At 68.4% G+C, this 22,346-nt stretch carries 18 protein-coding genes and 2 tRNA genes; 10 read left to right on the top strand and 10 right to left on the bottom strand.

The annotated features are described in order from the left end of the window. Positions 1-100: 100 nt before the first annotated feature. Positions 101-175: a 50S ribosomal protein bL37 gene (locus KRR55_RS20745; RefSeq protein WP_372342882.1), complete on the top strand. Its 75-nt coding sequence runs from the start codon at positions 101-103 to the stop codon at positions 173-175. A gap of 142 nt (positions 176-317) precedes the next feature. On the opposite strand, the gene rsrA is transcribed toward KRR55_RS20745, so the two are convergent. After that, entirely contained in the window at positions 318-584 is a 267-nt protein-coding gene (gene rsrA, locus KRR55_RS10860) for a mycothiol system anti-sigma-R factor (RefSeq protein WP_217389105.1), read from the bottom strand. After that, positions 584-1,237 carry a sigma-70 family RNA polymerase sigma factor gene (locus KRR55_RS10855; protein WP_217389104.1) on the bottom strand — a complete coding sequence of 218 codons (654 nt, stop codon included), beginning with the start codon at positions 1,235-1,237 and terminating at the stop codon, positions 584-586. Before KRR55_RS10855 ends, rsrA begins: the two co-directional genes overlap by 1 nt. A gap of 423 nt (positions 1,238-1,660) precedes the next feature. On the opposite strand from KRR55_RS10855, the gene aroA reads away from it, so the two are divergent. From aroA to KRR55_RS10825, 6 genes are all read left to right on the top strand, one after another. Next, positions 1,661-2,986 (top strand): 3-phosphoshikimate 1-carboxyvinyltransferase, encoded by a 1,326-nt coding sequence (gene aroA, locus KRR55_RS10850; RefSeq protein WP_217389103.1) that lies wholly within the window; start codon positions 1,661-1,663, stop codon positions 2,984-2,986. Positions 2,987-2,990: 4 nt separating this feature from the next. Then, the gene (gene rsgA, locus KRR55_RS10845; RefSeq protein ID WP_217389102.1) at positions 2,991-4,094 is read left to right on the top strand and encodes a ribosome small subunit-dependent GTPase A; all 1,104 of its coding nucleotides are present in this window, start codon (positions 2,991-2,993) and stop codon (positions 4,092-4,094) included. Between the two features lie 113 nt (positions 4,095-4,207). Then, positions 4,208-5,008 (top strand): histidinol-phosphatase, encoded by an 801-nt coding sequence (hisN, locus tag KRR55_RS10840; protein ID WP_217389101.1) that lies wholly within the window; start codon positions 4,208-4,210, stop codon positions 5,006-5,008. Further along, entirely contained in the window at positions 5,008-5,649 is a 642-nt protein-coding gene (locus KRR55_RS10835) for a metal-dependent transcriptional regulator (RefSeq protein WP_217389100.1), read from the top strand. Before hisN ends, KRR55_RS10835 begins: the two co-directional genes overlap by 1 nt. 48 nt (positions 5,650-5,697) lie before the next feature. Then, positions 5,698-6,174 carry a fluoride efflux transporter FluC gene (locus tag KRR55_RS10830; RefSeq protein WP_217389099.1) on the top strand — a complete coding sequence of 159 codons (477 nt, stop codon included), beginning with the start codon at positions 5,698-5,700 and terminating at the stop codon, positions 6,172-6,174. Further along, positions 6,171-6,611, top strand: a complete 441-nt coding sequence (locus KRR55_RS10825) for a fluoride efflux transporter FluC (RefSeq protein WP_217389098.1) — start codon at positions 6,171-6,173, stop codon at positions 6,609-6,611. The genes KRR55_RS10830 and KRR55_RS10825 overlap by 4 nt, the downstream gene beginning before the upstream one ends. Before the next feature lie 46 nt (positions 6,612-6,657). Here KRR55_RS10825 and KRR55_RS20675 read toward each other — a convergent pair whose 3' ends face one another. The 5 genes from KRR55_RS20675 to KRR55_RS20670 all read right to left on the bottom strand — a co-directional run bounded on the left by KRR55_RS20675 (position 6,658) and on the right by KRR55_RS20670 (position 13,785). Next, a complete protein-coding gene (locus KRR55_RS20675) occupies positions 6,658-7,428 on the bottom strand; it encodes a YrdB family protein (protein WP_217389097.1) in 771 nt (256 codons plus the stop codon). A gap of 1,477 nt (positions 7,429-8,905) precedes the next feature. Then, positions 8,906-8,979 (bottom strand) — tRNA-Met (locus KRR55_RS10815). A 224-nt stretch (positions 8,980-9,203) separates the two neighbouring features. Next, positions 9,204-9,277: transfer RNA gene (locus KRR55_RS10810), tRNA-Met, on the bottom strand. A 116-nt stretch (positions 9,278-9,393) separates the two neighbouring features. Beyond that, a complete protein-coding gene (locus tag KRR55_RS10805; RefSeq protein ID WP_217389096.1) occupies positions 9,394-12,318 on the bottom strand; it encodes a UPF0182 family membrane protein in 2,925 nt (974 codons plus the stop codon). 294 nt (positions 12,319-12,612) lie between these two features. Beyond that, positions 12,613-13,785, bottom strand: coding sequence for a YlbL family protein (locus KRR55_RS20670; RefSeq protein WP_217389095.1), 1,173 nt, complete (start codon positions 13,783-13,785; stop codon positions 12,613-12,615). Positions 13,786-13,993: 208 nt separating this feature from the next. On the opposite strand from KRR55_RS20670, the gene KRR55_RS10795 reads away from it, so the two are divergent. Beyond that, entirely contained in the window at positions 13,994-15,475 is a 1,482-nt protein-coding gene (locus tag KRR55_RS10795) for a zinc-dependent metalloprotease (protein WP_217389094.1), read from the top strand. A gap of 161 nt (positions 15,476-15,636) precedes the next feature. Here KRR55_RS10795 and KRR55_RS10790 read toward each other — a convergent pair whose 3' ends face one another. Beyond that, on the bottom strand, positions 15,637-16,305 hold the full coding sequence (locus tag KRR55_RS10790) for a SprT-like domain-containing protein (protein WP_217389093.1): 669 nt from the start codon (positions 16,303-16,305) through the stop codon (positions 15,637-15,639). Positions 16,306-16,480: 175 nt separating this feature from the next. On the opposite strand from KRR55_RS10790, the gene KRR55_RS10785 reads away from it, so the two are divergent. Then, positions 16,481-17,521, top strand: coding sequence for a ThiF family adenylyltransferase (locus tag KRR55_RS10785; protein WP_217389092.1), 1,041 nt, complete (start codon positions 16,481-16,483; stop codon positions 17,519-17,521). Positions 17,522-17,535: 14 nt separating this feature from the next. Here the strand turns inward: KRR55_RS10785 and KRR55_RS10780 are convergent, their stop codons facing one another. Together KRR55_RS10780 and nudC are read right to left on the bottom strand one after the other, a co-directional pair. After that, positions 17,536-19,674, bottom strand: a complete 2,139-nt coding sequence (locus tag KRR55_RS10780; protein WP_217389091.1) for an ATP-dependent DNA helicase UvrD2 — start codon at positions 19,672-19,674, stop codon at positions 17,536-17,538. Positions 19,675-19,677: 3 nt separating this feature from the next. Next, a complete protein-coding gene (gene nudC, locus KRR55_RS10775; RefSeq protein WP_217389090.1) occupies positions 19,678-20,643 on the bottom strand; it encodes an NAD(+) diphosphatase in 966 nt (321 codons plus the stop codon). A gap of 200 nt (positions 20,644-20,843) precedes the next feature. Between nudC and KRR55_RS10770 the strand changes: the two genes are divergently transcribed. After that, the gene (locus KRR55_RS10770; RefSeq protein WP_336245099.1) at positions 20,844-22,346 is read left to right on the top strand and encodes a phosphotransferase; all 1,503 of its coding nucleotides are present in this window, start codon (positions 20,844-20,846) and stop codon (positions 22,344-22,346) included.

Below are 22,346 nucleotides of genomic sequence, written 5' to 3'. Positions count from 1 at the left end.
ATTTTTGCCACGGGGAGCCCCGTGCATTGGGTCCGGTCCCGCCGGTATGGCAGACTGGACGGAGTCCAACCTGGGACCAAGATCACAAAGGAGTCCTCACATGAGCAAACGTTCCCGTAAGCGTAAGGATCGCAAGCGCGGCGGCGCCAACCACGGCAAGCGCCCCAACACCTAAACCACTGGCCCGCCGGCCCCGGTGCTACACCGGGACCGGCGGGCCCGGGCTTAACCGCAAAAGGGCCGGACCCCGAAACCGTCGTCAGACGGCGAACCGGGGTCCGGCCCTTTTTCGCGTGTGCTGGCCGCGCTCGGCGGGCCTAGGCGTGGCCCGATTCCACGCGGATCTCGGAAATGCGCGTGATGATCTTGGACTTCAACGTGTCGGGCGCAATCTCCTGGCAGCTGCGGCGCACGACGGAGCGGATGATGCACTCCAGGTCGTACTCCTCGGCGCACTCGGCACAATGCTCCAGGTGTGCCTTGACCTCATTGAGATCCTTCAGCGACAGCGCACCGTCAAGGTACTCGTAGAGGCGGACGATGCGATTGTCGTCGCAGTCGCCCAGCGAATGGCAGTCACCCATTATTTCTTCTCCGCTCCGGGCGTGGGTGCCCCTTGGGTCTTTTGTGCTGGACCGATCCCGCGCTCGTGCGCGTAGTCGGCCAGCAATTCTCGCAATTGTTTACGTCCCCGGTGCAACCGCGACATCACCGTGCCGATCGGTACACCGAGAATCTCCGCGGCGTCCTTGTAGGGGAAACCCTCGACGTCCACGAAGTACACCGCCAACCTGAACTCCTCGGCAATCGACTGCAACGCGTTCTTCACGTCCGAGTCCGGCAGGTGGTCGAGGGCCTCGACCTCCGCCGAGCGCAGCCCCTGGGGGGTGTGTTCGGCAGACTTGGCCATTTGCCAGTCCTCGACGGTGTCAGTCCCGGTGCGCAGCGGTTCGCGTTGCCGCTTGCGGTAGAGGTTGATGTAGGTGTTGGTCAGGATCCGGTACAGCCAGGCCTTCAGGTTGGTCCCGGGCTTGTACTGGTGGAAGGCCGAATACGCCTTGGTGTAGGCCTCCTGGACCAGGTCCTCGGCGTCGGCGGGATTGCGCGCCATGCGCATCGCCGCGGAGTAGAGCTGGTCGACATATTGCAGCGCGTCGCGTTCGAAGCGCTCGCGCCGTTGTGCTTCGGTCTCATTGGCTACCGGTACAGTGTCGGTGCCCTGTATATGTTCGGTCATCACGGCCAAGTCTACGCGTAGCCGTGCCGCGCTCGGGGCCGGGGATTCCGCCAACAGTACTCCCATAAGTCCTCCGCCTGTCGCCATGGTTGGTTCGCCTGCCTATGGCACCGTCCTCCGTGTTTCACCGTCGGAGTGCGCGGGCCATATAGGGGGTAACACGCAAGCACGCGACTCTATTCCACCGGTGTCGCCCGGCTGCGGCTAGAATTGGGCCACAGGGGGCAGCGTTTTCCAGAGCACGGCCCAACACCGCGCACCGCTTGCACAGACCCGCCCCCGTTCCATCGGTGTTTCCCGCACACGGCAGGAAGCCACCACCGGCGGCAACGGCGCCGCCAGCGACCCAGACCCCATTCCCTACTCCCCCAAATCACCGCCGCGCCACGACCCGCGGCATCCCTTGAGACCCGGAGGCAGCCGTTGAGCACCCAAGAAACCCTGGACACCACGTGGGACGCCCCGCACCCCGCGCACCCCGTTGACGGCACCGTCGTCGTCCCGGCGTCCAAGTCGTTGACCAACAGGTACTTGCTGCTCGCTGCCCTGGCCGACGGGCCCTCGCGCATTTCCAACGCGCTGGCGTCCCGGGACTCGGACCTGATGATCGGAGCCCTGCGCGCCCTGGGCACCGGCATCGAAACCATCGACGCCCCCGACGGCACCCTAGAGCTTCGCATCACCCCGATGGATCTCGAGGCCGAGATGGGCCAGGTGGACATCGACTGCGGCCTGGCCGGGACCGTCATGCGCTTCGTCCCCCCGTTGGCGGCTCTGGCCCGCGGCTCCTTCACCTTCGACGGCGACCCGCATGCACGCCTGCGCCCCATGGCCCCGGTGCTCACCGCGCTTTCCGACCTCGGGGTCCCGGTCACCGAGCACGGGGCGCCGGGATTGCTGCCGGCAACCGTGAACGGCACCGGAACCCTGCCCGGCGGGCGCATCGTGCTCGACGCCTCGGGCTCCTCCCAGTTCATCAGCGCCCTGATGCTCGTCGCCGCGCGAACCGTGCACGGCATGGAGATCGTCGCGGCCCCGGGCCGCATCGCCAGCCCGGACCACATCGAGATGACGGTGCAGACCCTGCGCGAGCTCGGCGTCGTCATCACCCGCCCGGACGAGCGCAGCTGGAAGGTCGAACCCGGGAAGATCAGCGCCTTCGAGCGCACCATGGAACCTGACCTGTCCAACGCCGGTCCGTTCCTCGGCGCCGCCATGGTCACCGGCGGCACCGTGCGGATCCCGCATTGGCCCGGCGTGACAACCCAGGTCGGCGACCAGTGGCGCAGTATCCTCAGCCGCATGGGGGCGCGCGTCGAACACCTGGACGACGGCACCCTGCAGCTGACCGGACCGCAGGAGATCTCCGGCATCGACTACGCCGATGCCTCCGAACTGGCCCCGACACTGGCGGCCATCTGCGCGCTGGCGACCGGCCCATCCCGGCTGACCGGCATCGCCCACCTGCGCGGCCACGAGACCGACAGGCTCGCGGCGCTCGTGACCGAACTCAACAACCTCGGCGGCAGGGTCACCGAGCTGGATGACGGGCTGTTGATCGAACCGGCCCCGCTGCACGGCGGAAGCTTCGAAACCTACGCCGACCACCGCATGGCCACCGCCGGGGCCATCATCGGCCTGGCGGTGCCCGGGGTGAAGGTCGTCGACATCGCCACCACGGCAAAGACCATGCCGGATTTCCCCACACTTTGGACCACGCTGGCCGCCAGCGGGAAGGCCTCGCGCTAAGCACATGACACGCAACACACGGGATTGGGACGAATCGGATGTCCGCATCCGGCCCAACAAAAAAGGATCACGCCCCCGCACCAAGGACCGCCCGGCCTACGAGGACGCGCTCATCGGACGGATCATCACGGTGGACCGCGGCCGCTACCGGGCCATCCTTGACGAGGACACCCCCGAGGAGCGGATCGTGATTGCCGCCCGCGCCCGCGAGCTGCGCCGCAATCCGGTGGTGCCCGGCGACTTCGTGGCGCTGGTGGGCGACACCTCCGGGGAGCCCGACACGCTGGCGCGGCTGGTGCGCATCGAAGACCGCAGCACCCTGCTGCGCCGCAGCGCCGACGACACCGACCCGGTGGAGCGCGTGGTCGTGGCGAACGTCGACCAGCTGGTCATCGTGGTGGCCGCCGCAAACCCGGAGCCGCGCACCGGGTTCATCGACAGGGCCATCGTCGCCGCCTTCGACGCGGGGATCCACCCGTTGCTGTGCATCACCAAGGCCGATGTGCGGGACCCGGAGCCGTTCCTGGAGAACTACCGGCACCTGGACATCGACATCGTGGTCTCGCGCACCACCGACGAATCGGCCACCGGCATCGACGCCCGAAGCGCCGACGGGCTTTCGGCCCGGCTGGCCGGCACCCCGGTGGAGGAATTGCGCGAGCACCTCGCCTCCAAGGTCTCGGTCGTCATCGGGCACTCGGGCGTGGGCAAGTCCACGCTGGTCAACGCCCTCACCGGCGCGCAGCGGGCCACCGGCAACGTCAACGCCGTCACCGGCCGCGGCCGGCACACCTCCTCCTCCGCTCTGGCGTTGCGCATCGACGACGCGCCCGCCGGCAGCTGGATCATCGACACCCCCGGCATCCGCTCCTTCGGCCTGGCCCTGGTCGACCCGGAAAACATCCTCAACGCCTTCGACGACCTGGTCCCGATCGCCAACAAGTGCGCCCGCGGCTGCACCCACAAGGCCACCGAACCCCAGTGCGCACTCGATTCCTGGGTCGCCTCCGGGGAGGCGGGCCCGGTGGGCATCGCCCGGCTCGATTCCTTCCGCCGGTTGCTGGGACAGGACGAAACCGCCGAGGCCAAGGAGCTGGGTACCGCCTAGCCCGGTGCCCGGGTGTGCGCAAGCGCACACCCGGGCGCTGTCCGGCACGCTCCGGCGCCGCCGTCCCGACATCTTGCAGGACTGCCGCCGCCTTGTGGGATAGGTTTAAGGTTATGAAAACCGATGTCATGACCTACAACGATGACCTGCGCCTGGCCCACGTCATTGCCGACTCGGTCGACGCCCTGACCCTCTCGCGCTTCAACGCCGTGGACCTGGTGGTGGAGACCAAGCCGGATTTGACCCCGGTCTCGGATGCAGACAAGGCGGCGGAGGAAGCCATCCGGTCGCACATCTCCCGGGCTCGTCCGCGCGACGCCATCACCGGCGAGGAATTCGGCACCACCGGCAAGTCCAACCGGCACTGGGTCATCGACCCGATCGACGGGACCAAGAACTTCATTCGCGGCGTCCCGGTGTGGGCCACGCTGATCGCGCTGATCGACGACGGGGAGCCCGTTGTCGGGCTGGTCTCAGCCCCTGCGCTGAACCGCCGCTGGTGGGCCGCCAAGGACATGGGCGCCTACACCGGACGGTCGATGGCCAGCGCCCACAGGCTGCAGGTCTCCTCCGTGGCCAAGCTGGAGGATGCCTCGCTGTCGTACTCCTCGCTCTCGGGCTGGAAGGAACGCGACCAGCTGGGGAACATGCTCAACCTCACCGACGCCATGTGGCGCACCCGCGCCTACGGGGACTTCTGGTCCTACTGCATGGTGGCCGAGGGCGCCGTCGACCTGGCGGCCGAACCGGAACTGAACCTCTATGACATGGCTGCCCTGGTGCCCATCGTGCGCGAGGCCGGCGGGCGTTTCACTTCCGTTGAGGGAGTCGAGGGCTGCAACGGCGGAAACGCCGTTGCCAGCAACGGCCTGGTCCACGACGCGGCACTGGAAATCCTTAACCTGGGCCGCTGATGGCCCGCGCAGCGTTGACCCCCAGCGAGGAAAACTACCTCAAGGCGCTCTACGCGCTGACCGAGTGGGAAGACGACCCTGTCACCACCGGCAACATCGCCGCACAGCTGGGCGTTGCCCCGGCCTCGGCCACCGCCATGGTGTCCAAGCTGGCCGGCAAGGACCTGCTGGTCCACCCGCGCTACGGGGCCATCACCTTCACCCCGGCCGGGCGGCTGGCGGCGCTGAACGTGGTGCGCCGCCACCGCCTGATCGAAACGTTCCTGCTCAAAGAGCTCGGCTACGGCTGGGACGAGGTGCACGAGGAGGCAGAACTCCTGGAGCACACCGTCTCGGCCCGCTTCATCGAGGCCCTGGCCGCGCGCTTGGGGCACCCCGCCACGGATCCGCACGGCGACCCGATCCCGGGCCCGGACGGCACACTGGCCATGCCCCCGGCGATCCGCCTCGACCGCTTCATGGCAGCAGGCTCCCCCAACCGGGCAATCGTGTCCCGGATCAGCGACGAAGACCCGGCACTGCTTCGCCGGTGCACGGACCTGGGCATCTCCCCCGGCAGCACCATCCCCCTGCCCCATCCGGAGTTGGGCATCATCGACGCCACGATGCTCTGGGTGCTTCCCGCGCCCCGGGTCGCATAGCCCCGAAAACGGCAAGCTGACTTGGGCGCACCCAACGGGCCACCTGGAATGGGCAACACCGCATCCCGCGGCGCGCCGCCGCGTGTCACCGGCCGAAACCTGGCGGCCGTGGCTGCGGGCGGTTTCTGCGGCGCCGCGCTGCGCGTGGGACTCGGTCTCTGGTTCCCCGACGCCCCGGGGTTCCCCGCCACTACCTTGGCCATCAACGTCACCGGCACTGCAGCCTTGGCGGCCTTGACCAGCTACTGGCAGATCACCCACCGCGGCCCAAGCTGGCTGCGCGCGGGAATCGGCACCGGGTTCCTCGGTGCCTTCACCACCTTTTCGGCGCTGATCCTCTTTGCACTGGGTACGACCCCGGCCGAGGCCCTGTTGAATCTGCTGCTTTCGCTACTGATTTGCGCGGTGGCCGCCTGGGCTTCGATGTCTTGGGTGGAGCGTGCCCTGGCCGGCAGCAAGGATCCGAAATCCTCCGGCCAGGACCTTCCCCGCGCCGGGGATCCTGACGCAGGAGAGACCCCATGAGCCAGCTGGGGCTCGGCGGGTTCATGGTCATTGCGCTGGCAGGGTCCCTGGGCGCCCTGGGACGCTATCTGCTAGACATCCGCATCTCCGCGGGGCAACATCGTCGTGCGCAATCGGGCGCCCGGGTCTTCCCGTTGGGCATCCTGGCCGCGAACACCGCGGCGTGTTTCCTGGTTGGCGCCGCGGCGGCCTGGGCCGGGGGCCACGGAATCGGCTGGGCAGCCGATTCCCTCGCCGGGATCCCGGGCCTGCTGGTGATCGCCTTGATTTTGGGCATCGGCGGCGGACTGAGCACGATGAGCACCTTCGTGGTGGCTGTGGTGTCGTTGTGGCGCTCGGGAGCCCGTGCCATGGCCGGCAACTACCTCGCCGTGACGCTCGGCGCAGGGCTGGCCGCAGGCTTCCTCGGTGGACTCGTGGCTGTGCTGCTGCCCTGAGCACCCGGGGAGAGATCCCGGGCGTTCCTGTCCGGGAAGCCTCCTATCAGCGGGCTGAGCGACGTCCGGTGGCCTTCTTGCGGCTTTCCACGTTCTGGCCCCGGACCGCGACGGTCAGCGCCAGGCTGATTGCCGTCAAAACTCCCATGCACACTGCCAGCACCGGTTGCCCCGCGATGGCGAGCAGACCGGAACCGGCGGCAAATAGCAGGTGGGCCACGACCGCATGATACGGCTGGGACAAGCGCAGGTTTGCCTTTGGCGACATGAACAGTGCCCAGAAGATGAATACGGGCAGCACGGCGATGATGACTGAGACGACGGGGCTGAAGGGCAGCATTGTCATGGCCCAAATACCCAGCGCGCCCAACAGCGCAACTTCCAGGACGAACGAAACGATCGTCAACGCCACGAAGATGCCACCTGTTGCTCCGGCATTTTTCTGGGCGGAAAGGGAATGCGGGTCCCCAGACGCTTCGACGGGTACGGTCGACGCGGCAGGTTCCACCGGGGCCTTGAACTCGGCCTCCGATTTCGGGCGATCACCGTTGGAGGCCGGCTCGGCGTTGACCCGTCCCCCGGTGCCCGCAGCTGGATTCACCGCGGGATCCCCGGCATTTGGCTCGTTCGCCTTGGGTTCGCCCGGTGCGGCGGGTTCCTTGGATTCCTGCGTCACAGCCGCTGTTTCAGGTTTCCTGACGTCGGCAGGCGATTCAGTGAGGGGAACGGCTTCGGGTTTTTCGGGCGTCGAGGAAGTGCCAGCTGCATGGGCAGGCGATGTTTCCTCGGCCGCTTGCTTCGCCGTGTCGCTGTTCACTTCGCGGATCGATGCTTCTGGCTTGGCTATCGGTTCGTCAACCGCCTTCGCGGGAGCACCTGCCGTCTTCCGACTTGTGGCAGTGATTGCGGGCGCCTGGCCATTCGCAGGAGCGCCGACCAATGTCTTTCCATCGTCCTGCAAGCCCCGCGCGGGCCCGGCAACCGGAATTGCACCGGAGGCCGCGGCAGGGCCGGTCCCGGTGTTGACGGACGCATCAGCCTTATCGGACTTGTGTGGGGTGGAAGCGGTGGATTGCTGGACGGCTGCCGGAGTCTTGCCGGTGACGTTCTTCCCAGCGCTTGTGGCGGCATCTGGTTTTTTCGCTGTCTCGGGCTTTGTCGGTGCCGGTCGGCCGTCGGGTTTCTGCGTGGAGGCACCCGAGCGATTTGTCGCTGTGGGAATCGGTTGCCGGACGGTCGGGGTATCGGGCTTGGCGCCTGGCGCCGCATTGGTCGGGGAACTGGTCTTAGCCTGGCCCGGAGCGGGCGCAGGAACCACCGGCTTGGCAGGCGAACCCGCCTTGGCGGAACCCGGAATAGGTCCACCAGCGGCCGGTTTGGCAGGCGAACCCGCTTTGACCACGCCCGGAGCGGGCGCAGGAACCACCGGCTTGGCGGAAGAACCGGCCTTGGCGGGACCCGGAGTGGGCGCAATAGCGACCGGCTGGGCAGGTGAATTCGTCTTGACTGGGCCCGGCACCGGCGCGGAAACCACCGGCTTGGCAGGCGAACCCGCCTTGGCGGAACCCGGTACAGGTCCCGCAACGACCGGCTTGGCCGGGCCTGGGGCTCGCGCAGGGACCACCGGCTCGGCAGGCGAATTCGGCTTGACTGGGCCCGGAATTGGCGCAGAAGCCACGGGCTTGGCGGGCGAACCCGCCTTGACCACGCCCGGGACAGGCGCAGGAACCACCGGCTTTGCAGACGCACCAGCCGTCGGCTTGGTTTTGTTGGAGGTGAGGACAGTGGGCTTCGGCGGGATTGCCACGTCTGGTTCGGCCGTACCAGCTACTCCGGGTGCCTGCGTGGAACCCTTGTTGCCTGAGGGCTTTCCAATCGACTCTTCTTGCGTGCCCGCCGGAGTGACTTGGTTTGTTCTGGGAGGACCGGGCTTAGCGGAAGCGTTCGGAGGTGTTCCAGGGGTCTTGGCAGTCGCATCACCGGTGACGTCGGCTGGGACGGTGTTCTTCGCTGGCACACCGTTTTTCGACGTTGGCTGCTCCGGCATGTTGGCCTTACCTCACATGAACTCGACAAAGCTCGACTTACGGCGAGCTGACCACTTACCAAGCAAGTCTATGACCTCAGCCCTACGAGAAGGTAAAACCTTACGTCATCCGGCATTTCTCGGATTTTGGCGTGCTCACACGAGGTGGTCCCGGGGCCTTTGGGGAAGCCTCTGGAAGGCTGGTACGGGCGCCGACCTTAAACAAATGTTCCGTGGTCCTGAATCAGGACCACGGAACATTTCTTTGTGGCGGGGACAGGATTTGAACCTGTGACCTCCGGGTTATGAGCCCGGCGAGCTACCGAACTGCTCCACCCCGCGTCGGTAGATACAACAGTACCAGCGTGTTCCCGTCGTGCCTAATCGGGCATCGTTTTCGTCGATGGTTCGCTTTCCGGGCAGTGCGTTCGACCCGTCTCCAGCGACACTTTGATCGTTTTCTGCATGGCCTGACGGTTTCGGTGAAATTACCTGCCGCCGGCGATGTCGACCGGGCAAAAGGGAAGGACCCCGACCTGGTTTCCCTGGTCGGGGTCCTTCATTCGTGGCGGGGACAGGATTTGAACCTGTGACCTCCGGGTTATGAGCCCGGCGAGCTACCGAACTGCTCCACCCCGCGGCGATATAACAATCATCGCCGATTGGGTGAACAGTTAGCAAATCCTGGTGGTGTCGCCCTGCTCACATGCGTGGCAGTGCGACACCGGGTTGATCCCCCTGGGAACTCCCTTTGCCTTACGGCGCTGGGGTCTCCGTGGCCGGGGCCTCGGAGGCGGGCGCCGATGGAGCTGGCGCATCGGTGGGTGCAGCGGCACCCGTCAGTGCATCCTGGGCCTCGGTTGCGCGCTCAAGCGCATCCTGCAGCTTGGCCTGCTCCTCGCCGTACTTGGCGAAGTCGCCCTCGGCCAGTGCTGCCTGGCCGGCGGTGATGGCCGCATTGGCGTCACTGAGGGCGGCGCTGAGCTGCTGCTCGGCCGTCTGGGTCGCAGGCGGGGTTCCTGGCTCCTCGGCTTCGCCCCCTTCGCCGTTCTCGCTGGTGACTGCACCCGAGGTTCCCTGGAACACCTGGTCCAGCGCTTCGGCCAACGTGTCGGCGAAGCCGACCCTGTCGCCAAAGGCAACCAGCACCTTGCGCAGGGTCGGGTAGGACGTCTGGCCCGAGGACTGCACATAGACCGGCTGGACGTAGAGGATGCCGCCGCCAACCGGCAGCGAGAGCAGGTTGCCGTTCTTGACCTCCGAGGCACCCTGGCGCAGCAGGTTCAGCGCCTGCGACACGGTCGCGTTGGAGTCGAAGTTCTGCTGTGCCTGGCCGGGGCCGGGCACGGAGAGCTCGCGCGGGATGGCAAGCAGGCGCAGCTTGCCGTAGCCCTCGGCCTTCACGCCGGCCTCGGTGCCTGCATCGGCCTCCGCTGCCAGGAAGCCGAAGAGCACGTTGCGCTGCTGGCCGCCTGCGGCGGTCTGCGGGATGAATGTCGAGGTCAGCGAGAAGGCTTCCTTCTCCTGCTTCGGCATCTTCAGCGACAGGTAGTACGGGGGCTGCTTGATGCTCGCGTTGGACTGCGTCGGGTCGGAGGGAACCGACCACGCATCGTTGGCGTCGTAGTATCCGCCGGGATCGGTCACATGGTACGTGGAAAGCAGCTCGCGCTGCACCTTGAACAGGTCCTCCGGGTAGCGCACGTGGCTCATCAGCTCCGCGGACATGTCCTTGTAGGACTTGATGTTCGTCGGGAACACCTTCTGCCAGGCCTGCAGCAGCGGCTCTTCCGGCTCCCATGCGTAGAGCGTGACGGAACCGTCGTAGGCGTCAACCGTCGCCTTGACCGAGTTGCGGATGTAGTTGATCTGCCCGGTCTGCGTGACGGCGCGGGTGCCGCCGGTCAGCGAGTCGGTGACCGCGGAGGCCAGCGCCTGCTGCTTGGAGTACGGGTAGTTGTTCGAGGTGGTGTAGGCATCGACGATCCACTGCACGCGCCCGTCAACGATCGCCGGGTAGGCGTTCGAGTCCACCGTCAGGTACGGGGCAACCTTCTCCACGCGCTGTTTCGGGTTGCGGTCGTAGAGGATCTGCGACTCGGAGTTGATTGCGTCGGAGAGCAGGAGGTCCGTCGAGGCGAACTTCAGCGAGTACACCAGGCGGTTGAAGAAGTTGCCGACGGAGGGTCCGCCGTCGCCGTCGAAGGTGTTGCGGGTGTCCTGGCTGCCCGAGCCGGAGGCCGGGCGGTCAAGCTCGCGCGGCTCCCAGCCCTCGGGCCCGCCGACGATGGAGTAGTCCGGGGACATTTCGCCGAAGTAGATGCGCGGCTGGTAGGTCTCGTCGCTGGCCAGCACGCCCTGGGTCGGGATGCCACTGAGCATGAAGTCGGGGCGCCCGCCGGCCGCCACGCGGTTGCCGAAGGCGGCGACCAGGCCGTAGCCGTGGGTGTAGGTGATGTGCTGGTTGACCCAGGAATCGGTGGTGTCCACGTTCACCTCGCGCACGCCGATGACGGTGTCCTCGGTGACGCCGTCGATCTCGTACCTGTCCACGTTCAGCGTCGGGGTGAACTTGTAATAGGTGCGGAACTGCTGCAGCTGGTCGAACGCGGCCGAGACCAGGTTCGGGTCAAGCAGGCGGATGTTCGTGGTGGTGGCACTGTCCTTGGCCAACGCGTTCTTCTGCGGGTTCAGCTGGACGTCATACGCCGTCTCCTCGACCGAGTCCAGGCCGTAGGCCTTGCGCGTCATGTCGATGTTCTTCTGGATGAACTCGCGTTCCAGCGTCTTTTCCGACGGGATGACCTGGTACTGCTGCACGATGAACGGGTAGATGCCCCCGGCGACGATGACCGTCACCAGCAGCATCGCGGTGCCGATGATCGGCAGGCGCCAGCGGCCCATGATGGCCGCGACGATGAAGGTCACCGCGACCAGCACCGCGGCGATGGCCAGGATGGTCTTGGTCGGGATCACCGCGTGCACGTCGGTGTACAGGGCGCCGGCCACGCGGCCGTTTTGCGAGAGCAGCGTGGAGTAGCGGTCGACCCAGAAGTTCACTGCCTGCAGCAGCAGGAAGCCGACCGCGAAGACGGCAATGTGGATGCGGGCCGGCTTGCCGATGACAACGCCGCCGCGCTCCTCGATGCGGATTCCGCCATAGAGGTAGTGGGTGAGCAGGCCGGCGATCCCGGCAATGAGCACGACCGAGATCAGGTACCCGGTGAGCAGGCCGATGAATGGCAGCGAGAACATGTAGAAGGACAGGTCCAGGCCGAACTGCGGGTCGGTCTCATTGAAATTGACCTGGTTGAAGAACAGCAGCACCTCTTTCCACTGCGAGGTCACGGCGGTGGCCGCGAAGACGCCGATGACGACCGGGATCCCGATCATCAGCAGGCGGCGCATGGGCTCAAGCTGCGACTGGTACTTGGACATCGCATCCTGGCGCTGTCCGTCCGGGGCGTAGACCGGACGCGAGCGGTACGCCAGGCGCAGCGAGATCCAGGTCGCGAAGGCCATGAGCAGGAATGCCACCACGAAGATCGCAGCCTTGGACAGGTACTCGGTCCAGAACACGCGCTCGAAGCCGAGCTGGTTGTACCAGAGCACGTCGGCGTAGACGCTGGAGACGAACACGAAAGCGGCAACGAGGATGCCGATCACGATGATCGTGGGCATCAGCGGGGACGGACGTCGCTGGGGCCGCTGCGGGTCGGGACGGCCTTCGGGGCCCCGCGGGGGGCCTTCAAAGGGGCTGCCTGTGCCAAAACTCAATTTTTACCTCACAGTTGGAACGTTCGACGCGCGGGAAACGCGCCTGGATTGTGTCTTTGTTCCCTATTCTGCCTTGCCGCGGCGCCCGGGGAAGCACCCCAAAGGATGATGTCGCGGAAATGTGAGGCGATTGTGACCCGTGCCGGAGGGTGCCGGGCCCGCGGCCCCGAACCGGCACCCGTTCAGCGTGCGGTCAGGCTAGCCGCAGGCCGGGAAGGCGGCGGGGTCCTGGCCCGCGCCGATCCCCTCGACCGCGGCCCGGGCCTCGGAAAGCGTGGCCACCTTGATGACATCGAGCCCGTCGGGGATCCGGCCCGCGATGTCGTCGCAGTTCCCGGCCGGGGCCAGGAAGTACTTGGCCCCATGGTCCTTGGCGCCGACGAGTTTCTGGGCGATGCCGCCGATGGGTTCGACTTTTCCCTCGGCGGTGATGGCTCCGGTTCCGGCGAAGTGCCTGCCGCCGGTCATTTCCCCCTCGGTGAGCTGGTCGACGATCGCCAGGGCGAACATCATCCCGGCGCTGGGGCCCCCGACGTTTTCCAGCCCGAACTTCGCCTCGATGGGGAAGTCGAAGCTGCCCGAGAGCAGGATCCCCAGCTGGCGCTGCCCCTGGGGTCCCGCCTCGGTGCTCACGGTGACGGTCTGCGACTTCCCGCCGCGGGTGATCCCGAGCTTGCTGGGCGCCTCCCCCGCCTCATCGAGCTGCTTCTTCAGCGATTCAAGGTCGGTGATCTTGCGCCCGTTGATCGTCTCGAGCCGGTCGGAGATCTTCAGCACGCCGGAATTCCGTTCGGTGGCGAACCCGACCACGCCCAGGTGGCTGGTGAAGGGAATGTCCAGCTCGTGCAGCGCCGCGGCGGTGGAGAGTTGCTGGGAGTCATCCATCATCAGGGTGTTTTGTTCGCTTTGTTCCGTCGTGGTGGTGCCGCGCGGCAGCACCATCTCCTCGGGGACCACGTCCTCGTCGGGGTTGATCCAGCCCCAGAGCACACTGAAGAAGGGCAGCCGTTGCTGGCCGCCGCCCTGGACGTAGACCGTGGTCATGTCGAGTTCCCCGGAGGTGGGGTAGGTCTTGGCCCCGCTGATTTCCAGCAGCCGGGTGCCCTCGACGCTGCCAATGGTGTTCAGGGTCGGGCCCGCGGACTCGACCACGAAGTGGGTGGGCAAAAGGGTGGAAACCGCGATGAGCCCCATGGCGATCCAGCCTGCCCACGCGCGCTTGCCGCGCAGCCCGGCACCGTGCGGATCGCCCTCCGGCCAGCGGTGCGTCAGCGGCCGGTGGTCGGCGCCGTCCGTCCCCGGGCGCGTTCCCCGGTCCACGTCGGTGTGCCGGCCGTGCCCCGGCCCTGCTCCTTCATGCGCTGCTGGCACGAGTTCCTCTTTCCTTGCCGTTGTTCTGGCTCGGGGCGCAGGCAATTGCCGTGCGCCGCGGCAACCTCCAGCCTACAAGCCCGCACCGGCACCGGCGTCGGCGGCATGCTGCCCGCCCGCCGTCCTCACAGTGTTTTCCGATGTGCCCACAGCGAACTGTAACTTCAGATCATGGGCCGATCCCGCGACCCGGGGGTACCGTTGAACCATGGCTGAAAATCCCCCATCTAACCGACCCGACGACTCCGACAACGACGACGAGAACGCGAAGGACCCGTTCTCCGAGATGTTCGGCTCACTCTTTGGCGGCGCCGGCGGATTCGACCCCAAGAACCTGCCCGAGGGCCTGGGCGAGGCCATGGGCCTGTCCAACAACCCCGAGGCCATGGCGCAGATGATGCAGCAGGCCCAGGCCATGATGGCGGCGATGTCCAAGGGCGATGGCGGCCCGGTGAACTGGAAGATGGCCACCGATGCGGCCCGCCAGGCCATTGCCGGGGACGACCCCTCGCTGTCCGCGAACCGGGCCTCGGCCGTGGCCAACGCTGCCCGGCTGGCCGAGATGTGGCTCGATGCCGCCACCGTGTTCGAGGCCGACGGCAGCGAATGCCGCGCCTTCTCCCGCGCCGAGTGGGTCGAAAAGACCATGCCGGTGTGGAAGTCGCTGACCACGCCCGTCGCCCTGAGCGTGGGCAAGGCGATCACCAGCGCTTTGAGCGAGCAGATCCCCGAGCAGATGCGACCCATGATGGGCGGGGCCCAGGGCATGCTCCAGTCCCTGGGCGGAACCATGTTCGGCATGCAGCTGGGCACCGCCGTGGGCGGGCTGGCCAAGGACGTGCTGGGCGCCACCGACATCGGGCTGCCGCTGGCCGGCTCCGCCCCGGCACTGGTGCCCACGAACATCGCCGCCTTCGGCGAGGGCCTGGAGGTCCCGGAACAGGAGATCCTGCTCTTCGCCGCGCTGCGCGAATGCGCCCATGTCCGGCTCTTCAACCGGGTTCCGTGGCTGCGCTCCTCGGTGATTTCCGCTGTCGAGGCCTATGCCCGCGGCATCCACATCGACATGTCGCGCATCGAGGAAGCCGTGCGCGACATCGACCCGATGAACCCCGAGTCCTTCCAGTCGCTGATGGGCGAAGGTCTGTTCATGCCCAAGCGCACCGCGGCCCAGGAGTCGGCGCTGTCCAAGCTGGAACTGGTGCTGGCCCTCATCGAGGGATGGGTCGACGAGGTCGTGGCCGCTGCCGCGGTGAACCTGCCCAGCGCCTCCGGGCTGCGCGAGACCATCCGCCGGCGCCGGGCCGCCGGCGGGCCGGCCGAGAACGCCTTTGCCTCGCTGGTGGGACTGGAGCTGCGTCCGCGGCGCCTGCGCGAGGCCGCCGCCCTCTGGGCGCACCTGCTGGAGGAACGCGGCATGGAGGGGCGCGACGCCATCTGGGCGCACCCCGACCTGCTGCCCACCGACGAGGACCTCCAGGACCCGCAGGGCTTCACCCCGCGCCGCCAGCTGGCCGAGGCCAGCATGGACGACATCGATGCGGCGCTGAGCAAGTTGCTGGACGGCGGCTTCGACGAGCCCGCGACCGGCAGTGGCGACGACGCCGAGACCGGGGAGGACTCCGGGAAGCCGGAGAACCCCACCGACGGCGGCAAGGGCACCGAGCCGCAGGGCCCGACGGACAAGTAGGCAGCGTCTGCTGCAAGGCGGGTCCCGTGCAATTATGCGCGGGACCCGCCTTTTCCTTTGCCGACTGTCCTTGCCTGGGTGCCCTGCGTCGGACCCCGCGGGCGACGGAGTGGCACGGGCACCGCGGCGGAGGGCATCGTCGGGGCACCGCGGCGGAGGCGCTATCCGGCGGCTTGGCCCAGCTCCCCCGGGTCCCCCGCGTCGAAGTCATCGACATCGTCGAAGTCGTCGTCCCCGCCCAACGGCAGGTCCCCGGGGAGTGGATGCGTCCCCGGCCTGGCCGCGGCGTGGTAGCCGTGGCTGACCCCGGAGAGGAAGATGTTGGCATCGTGCACCCGCGGGTAGCGGGACAGTGCCGCCTTGAACCGCGGGCCGTGGCCGTCGCGCGGCTCCACCAGGTGGGCCAGTTCATGGGCCAGCACGTAGTCCTGCACCCACTGCGGCATCGCCCGCAGCCTGTCCGAAAGCCGGATCCGGCGGCTGTGCAGGCTGGCCGAACCCCAGCGCCGGTTTTGGTTGGACACCCAGCTCACCGAGGCCGGGTCGGCGCGCCCGCCAAAGAGCTCCGCGTCCATGGCCCGTGCCCTGTCCGCCAGGATCGCATCGGGATCGGCGGCGGTGCCGCGGGCGACCTTGCGCATGACCTTCTTGACCATGTCGGCCACCAGCATGCGCTCGGCGTGCTCCGTCAAGCCGGCGGGGACGGAAACCACCATGGTGTCCTGCCGCCAGGCCCCGGAGATCGTCTTCTTGCGCTTGGCCGAGCGCACCACGCGGATGCGGGTGCCTTCGTCGTCCACGTATTCGATGGTGGATGGTTGGGTGCGCATGTTCGTGTCCTTTCCGCCCGTGCCCCGTGCCTGGTCCCCGGCGCCGGCGCACTTTCCCGCTCCGGGGTGTGGATAGCCGGCGCGGCCCGCGCGGCCGGTGCCACGATGGGTTCATGCAGGGCGCCGGCGATGGGAAATCGCACCGGTGCCGCCGTTCCCCCAAAGGAGCAACATCATGAGGATCAACCCGGGCTTGCAGGTACTTAGCCTAGTGGAGGGCGCCATCCAGATTGGAACCGGGCAGCGCGCGCGGTGGATAACCGGGCTCACCGAGGCCGAAAAGCGCTTCGTGCTCTCCCTGTGCGAGCGTGGCCCGCGCCCTGTCGGCCCCGCCCCGGAGCCTCCCGCCGAGCCGCGGCGCGGGGAGATCCTGCAGATGCTGGGCCCGGTGCTGCTCGAGTCCCCCGCGCAGCCGCCTCCCCCACGGGCCTCGGCCCCGGGGAACTGGCCGGGCGCCGTCAACGGGTTGGGCGCGCGATTGGTGCCCGATGCCCTGCAGTGGGGAGCCGCCTACCAGATGGACGCGGTGCCGGTGCTGCAGCGCCGTGCCGAGGCGAAGGTGGCACTCTACGGTTGCGGGCGAATGGGCCAGCTGCTGGCCCACGTCCTGGCCGGCGCGGGCGTGGGGTCGCTGATGCTCTGCGACGGCGCCCCGATGGATGCCGGGGACCTCGGCGCCGGGACCACCGGAATCACCGGGGTGGGTGCCCCGCGTGCCCGCGTCACCGCCCGCGCACTGCAATCGATCCACCCACACCTCGTGGTGGCCGACGCCGCCGGACGCAGCCCCGACGCCCCGGCCCTGGACATGGCGGTGGTGATCGCCGGCGGCATGCTGCCGCCGCTGGATTCCCTGTCCGCCGATGCGGCGATGCTTCCGGTTTTGTTCACCGATTCGGGGATGCACCTGGGCCCGATGGTCATCGACGGGCTCACCATGTGTGCCCCATGCGCCTGGGAGCAATGCGACCCGACGCTGCGGATGCTCGCCGCCAACGAGACCGCCGGGCAGGCCCCGGCGCTGCGCCCGGAGGCCTCGCTGGCCGCAGTCGCGGCGGGCCTGGCCGCGATGGCGGTGCTGATGGCCCTTGACCGCATCAATGTCCCTGCCGCGGCCGAATCCATGGTCGTGTGCGACCTGCCCACCGGGTCGGTCACCTCGGTGCCCGCCCGGCCCAGGGCGCGCTGCGGCTGCCTGGACCCGCTGGCAGCCTGAGGCGCCTGGGCCGGCTAGCCGTCCCGACCGGCCAGGACCGCCAACACGGCCTCGCCGTAGCGCTCGAGCTTGCCCTTGCCCACCCCGGAGACCTGCCCCAGCGCGGCGAGCCCGTCGGGATTGGTCTCGGCGATGGCCATCAGCGTGGCGTCGGTGAAGATCACGAAGGCAGGCAGCGAGTTGGCCTGGGCCACCTGCAGGCGCCAGGCGCGCAGGGACTCGAACACCGCCTCGTCGTAGCCCGCCGGGCAATTGCCGCAGCGGCCCAGCTTGCGTTCGGTGGCGCTGGTCAGCAGCGTGCCGCAGACCCGGCACATCGGCGGGCCCGCGGGGGTCCGGCGCCGGGCCGCCTTGGGCGCGGAGGCCACGCGGGAGGTGCCCGCGGGACGCAGCCCGTCCAGGAAGCGCGAGGGCCGCCGGTTGGCGCGTCCCCCGGGGGTGCGCGCCAGCGACCAGGACAGGCCCAGGTGCATGCGGGCGCGGGTGATTCCCACGTACAGCAGCCGGCGTTCCTCGTCGTACCCGGCCTGGTCGTCGGCGAAGGAGATCGGCATCAGCCCCTCGGAGAGGCCGACCAGGAACACCGCGTCCCATTCCAGGCCCTTGGCCGCGTGCAGCGAGGCCAGCGTGACCCCCTGCAGGGTGGGCGCGTGCTGGCTGGCGGCGCGTTCCTCCAGTTCCGCCACGAAGGTGTGCAGCGTGAACGGGGTCTCGGCCCCCGCGCGGGAAGCGGCCATCTCGTCGGCGAGCGCGACCAGCGCGGAGAGCGACTCCCACTTTTCGCGTACCGCCCCGGAGGCCGCCGGTGCGGTGGCGCTGTAGCCCAGCGACACCAGGATGTCGCGGGTCAGCTGCGGGACGGTTTCCCCGTCGGCCTCGGTGGTGGTGTGCCGGGCGGCGGAACGCAATTGCAGCATCGCGTCGCGCACCTCGCGCCGGGCGAAGAAGCGTTCCCCGCCGCGCAGCAGGTAGCCGATCCCCGCGGCGGCCAGCGCCTGCTCGTAGGCGGCGGACTGTCCGTTGGTGCGGAACAGGATCGCGATCTCCGCGGCCGGGGTGCCGGCGGCCATGAGCTTCTTGATCCGCTGGGCGATCTCCGCGGCCTCGGCCTCGTCGTCCTTGGCCTCGAAGAAGGTCGGCTCGGGCCCGTTCTCGCGCTGGGCGATGAGCTCCAGCGGGGTGGGCCAGTTGATGTCGCGGTCAGGGACCCCGGCCTCGGGGCGGCGGGCGGCAAGCACCCGGTTGGCCAGGTGCACCACCTGCGGGGTGGAGCGGTAGTCGCGCACCAGCTTCACCACCGGGGCGTGCTCGTAGGTGGCGGTGAAGTCCAAAAGGTGGCGCGGGGTGGCGCCGGTGAAGGAGTAGATGGTCTGCGAGGCGTCGCCCACCACGCACAGCTCGTCGCGCCCGCCAAGCCACAGGTCCAGCAGGCGCTGCTGCAGCGGGGAAACGTCCTGGTACTCGTCAACCACGAAGTGGCGGTACTGCCCGCGCACCGAGGCGGCGACCCGTTCGTCGTCCTCCAGGATCGCGACGGTGAGCAGCAGCACGTCCTCGAAGTCGATGAGCTGTCGGTCGGTCTTCACGTCCTCGTAGGACTGGAAGATCCGCGAGACGGTGATGGGGTCAAGCCCGCCGGGCTGCCCGCGGTCCGCGGCGGCCGCCACGTAGGACTCGGGGGTAAGCATCGAGACCTTGGCCCACTCGATCTCACTGGCCAGGTCGCGCACCGTGGCGCGGTCGGCGGTGGTGCGCAGCCGGCGCGCGGCCTCGGTGATCAGCGGCGCCTTGTAGTCGACAATGGACGGCAGCTGCCCGCCGATGGCCTGCGGCCAGAAATACTGCAGCTGGCGCAGCGCCGCGGCGTGGAAGGTGCGCGTCTGCACGGCCCCGGCGCCCAGCTCGCGCAGCCGCGAGCGCATCTCGGCCGCCGCGCGGGCGGTGAACGTCACCGCCAGCAGCGAGCTGGGCTTGTACACCCCGGTGTGCACGCCGTAGGCGATGCGGTGCGTGATGGCGCGGGTCTTGCCGGTGCCGGCGCCGGCCAGCACGCACAGCGGGCCGCGCAGCGTGGTGGCAACCTGGCGCTGTTCCTCGTCCAGCCCGCCGAGGATGCGTTCCTCCAGGGCTCCCAGGTCGGTGGTTTCGCTCATGGGCTAGTTTTCCAGTCGTTCGGGTTCGGGCAGCACGCCGCCGAACCAGTGCTCGATCAGCGCACTGGCGATCGAGGTCCCGGTGGGCACGCCGATGGATCCGGAGCGGACGGCCTCGGCCAGCTCGTCGCGGGTAAACCAGCGCAGGTCGATGATCTCCTCCCCGTCGGGCAGCAATTCGGTGCCCACGGCCGTGGCGGTGAAACCAAGCATCAGCGAGCGCGGGAACGGCCAGGGCTGGGACCCCATGTAGCGCGGGTCCCTGACGACGACCCCCGATTCCTCGGCAACCTCGCGGATGACGGCGGACTCCAGGGATTCGCCCGGCTCCACGAAGCCTGCAAGGGTCGAGAAGCGCGTGCCGCCCCAGGCCTTGTTGGCGCCCAGCAGCAGCCGGTCGTCCTCGTCGGTAATGGCGACGATGACCGCGGGGTCGGTGCGCGGAAAGTGTTCCAGATCCTCCGCGGCGCAGTGCTTGACCCAGCCCGAGGCGCGCAGGGTCAGCTCCCCTCCGCAGCGCGGGCAGAAGTTCACCGAGTGGTTCCAGTTGGCGATGGCGACGGCCTCGACGAAGAGTCCGGCGTCGCGGGCGCCAAGCCCGGCGGCGACATCGCGCAGTCCCAGCCATTGCTCGGGATCCGTGGAGCCGGGAACCTCCTGGCCGTTTGCCGCAGGCGGCGCCTCGTGGAAGGAATGCAGCACGATCTCGGAGGTGCCGTCAAAACCCAGGTAGATCTCCGTGCCGCCGGCAGGGACCAGGTCCTGCTCGATGAGCACCAATTCGCCGTCAAGCACCCGGGCACGCCCGCCCACCAGCACCAGGTGGCGCGTCGCCGGATCCGCACGCAGAGCCTCGAGCCAGCCGTCGTCGGTGCGCCGTTCGCAGCCGCGATCGGTGGTGGCGCGGGCCAGGGGCAGGGCTCCTAGCGCCGGGAAGCTGGTCACTGGGTTCTGCACGGTATCGCTCATAGCATCAACCGTACTGACCGTTGCGGCCCAACGCCTACTTCAGGACCCCGGTTGTGGCCATCGGCGCACCGGAGTGTGCCGCGCCGCATCGTCGCCTGACTCCCCCGGGAGGCGGAAGCGGGCCGTGATTGGTCGCAAATCATGCGACTCGCCGCCGCACGGCAGGACTCGGGCACGGCATGCGGTCTACGGTGGAGGATGTGAAACGCTCTCCCATGGAACTCGCTGCCATCGCCACCGCTGCGGTCCCCGGCTTGGCGCCCACGGGCGTGGCCTCGTTGCCGGACGACGGCAATGATTTCGACTCGGTGCTCATTGTCGACGCCGCCAAGAACCGTTGGCGCGTGCGCTCCCCGCGCCATGAGGAAGCCAGTGTGCGCCTCGAAACGGAGCTTGCCGCCCTGCGCGCCTTCTCCGCCGGCATCCGCGCCTCGCTGCCCTTCCAGCTGCCCTCCGTCGCCGGAACGGTGCGGCAAGGTCCGCTGCGGACCTTCGTCTACAACCACGTCCCCGGCAAGCAGTACTCGCTGGAGGACCTGGTGGCGCAGGGCTCGCGCTGCGCCCGCGACCTGGGTTCCGTCATGGCCGCGATCCACTCAATGCCCTCCTCCGCGATCGACCGTGCGGACCTGCCCTCTTACTCCGCCGAGCAGGTGCGCCAGCGCCGGCTGAACGAGCTTGACGCCGCGGCGACCACTGGAATGATCCCCTCGCGGCTGCTGCGCCGGTGGGAACACGCGCTTGAGGACGTTGCGCTCTGGCGCTTCAACGCCACCGTCATTCACGGGGACCTGCACGAGGACCAGCTTTTGGTCCAGGATGCCAAGGTCGTCGCCGTCACCGGATGGACCGACCTGCAGGTCGGGGACCCTGCCGATGACTTTGCCTGGCTCGCGGCCGTCCATGAGCAGTCCTTCGCCGAGGCCGCCTTCGAAAGCTACGTTGCCGTGCGCGGCGACCGCGCCGATCCGCACATCATGCGCCGTGCCGCGCTGGCCGCCGAGTTCGCCCTGGCCCAGTGGCTAGTGAAGGCCATCGCCGGCGGCGATGCCGAACGCATTGCCGAGGCCAAGGTGATGCTCGAGGAACTTGACTCGGACATTGCCGAGTACGGCGGACAGCCGATTTCCGTCGTCGAGCCCCCGCGTGCGGCACGCCCCGAGGACGCCGGCAAACAGCCGGTTCCGGTGCCGGCCGCCGAACGCGTCACCGTTTCGGGCATTTCCCCCGATGAAAACGATGAGACCGAGGCGCGGGATGCTTCGGGACCGGCCGAACCTGAAACCTCGGCACTCAAGATCGTGCCCTCCCCCGTCAGCGTTGCGCCGATCCCTCCCGCGGCCCCACCCGTTCCCGCGTCCTCCCCGGCGAAACCCGTCGATGCACCCATGGCCACCGCACCATCGGCAACCGGCACCACGCCGGTGTCGACGGACCGGCAGGCCACGCCCGTCGCCTCGCCGGCCGAGGCGGTTGCCGAGGTCGGCAAGGCCGAGGCCGCCGAAAAGGAACCTCAGGCCGAGAACGATTCGAGGGCGGGGAAGGACTCCGACGCCCCGGAGGAAACCCCGGCCCCTTCGGTGTCCGATGCGGACAAGAAGGACACCGCCACGACCGGTGGGAAGAGTCCCGAGACGCCCGCCAAGGACGCCGCCGGAACAGACACCACCGCGATCCCCATCCAGTCTGCCGACACCAAGTAG

The sequence above is a fragment of the Paeniglutamicibacter quisquiliarum genome (genome assembly GCF_019084045.1).
In the GTDB taxonomy this organism is placed as follows: domain Bacteria; phylum Actinomycetota; class Actinomycetes; order Actinomycetales; family Micrococcaceae; genus Paeniglutamicibacter; species Paeniglutamicibacter quisquiliarum.
This window is presented reverse-complemented; position numbering and strand designations above follow the sequence as displayed.

Excerpts from the sequence above, each read along its gene's own strand:
- rsrA (WP_217389105.1), bottom strand. The coding sequence starts at position 584 with ATGGGTGACTGCCATTCGCTGGGCGACTGCGACGACAATCGCATCGTC.
- KRR55_RS10855 (WP_217389104.1), bottom strand. The coding sequence starts at position 1,237 with ATGACCGAACATATACAGGGCACCGACACTGTACCGGTAGCCAATGAG.
- rsgA (WP_217389102.1), top strand. The coding sequence starts at position 2,991 with ATGACACGCAACACACGGGATTGGGACGAATCGGATGTCCGCATCCGG.
- hisN (WP_217389101.1), top strand. The coding sequence starts at position 4,208 with ATGAAAACCGATGTCATGACCTACAACGATGACCTGCGCCTGGCCCAC.
- KRR55_RS10835 (WP_217389100.1), top strand. The coding sequence starts at position 5,008 with ATGGCCCGCGCAGCGTTGACCCCCAGCGAGGAAAACTACCTCAAGGCG.
- KRR55_RS10830 (WP_217389099.1), top strand. The coding sequence starts at position 5,698 with ATGGGCAACACCGCATCCCGCGGCGCGCCGCCGCGTGTCACCGGCCGA.
- KRR55_RS10825 (WP_217389098.1), top strand. The coding sequence starts at position 6,171 with ATGAGCCAGCTGGGGCTCGGCGGGTTCATGGTCATTGCGCTGGCAGGG.
- KRR55_RS10805 (WP_217389096.1), bottom strand. The coding sequence starts at position 12,318 with ATGCCCACGATCATCGTGATCGGCATCCTCGTTGCCGCTTTCGTGTTC.
- KRR55_RS10795 (WP_217389094.1), top strand. The coding sequence starts at position 13,994 with ATGGCTGAAAATCCCCCATCTAACCGACCCGACGACTCCGACAACGAC.
- KRR55_RS10790 (WP_217389093.1), bottom strand. The coding sequence starts at position 16,305 with ATGCGCACCCAACCATCCACCATCGAATACGTGGACGACGAAGGCACC.
- KRR55_RS10785 (WP_217389092.1), top strand. The coding sequence starts at position 16,481 with ATGAGGATCAACCCGGGCTTGCAGGTACTTAGCCTAGTGGAGGGCGCC.
- KRR55_RS10780 (WP_217389091.1), bottom strand. The coding sequence starts at position 19,674 with ATGAGCGAAACCACCGACCTGGGAGCCCTGGAGGAACGCATCCTCGGC.
- nudC (WP_217389090.1), bottom strand. The coding sequence starts at position 20,643 with ATGAGCGATACCGTGCAGAACCCAGTGACCAGCTTCCCGGCGCTAGGA.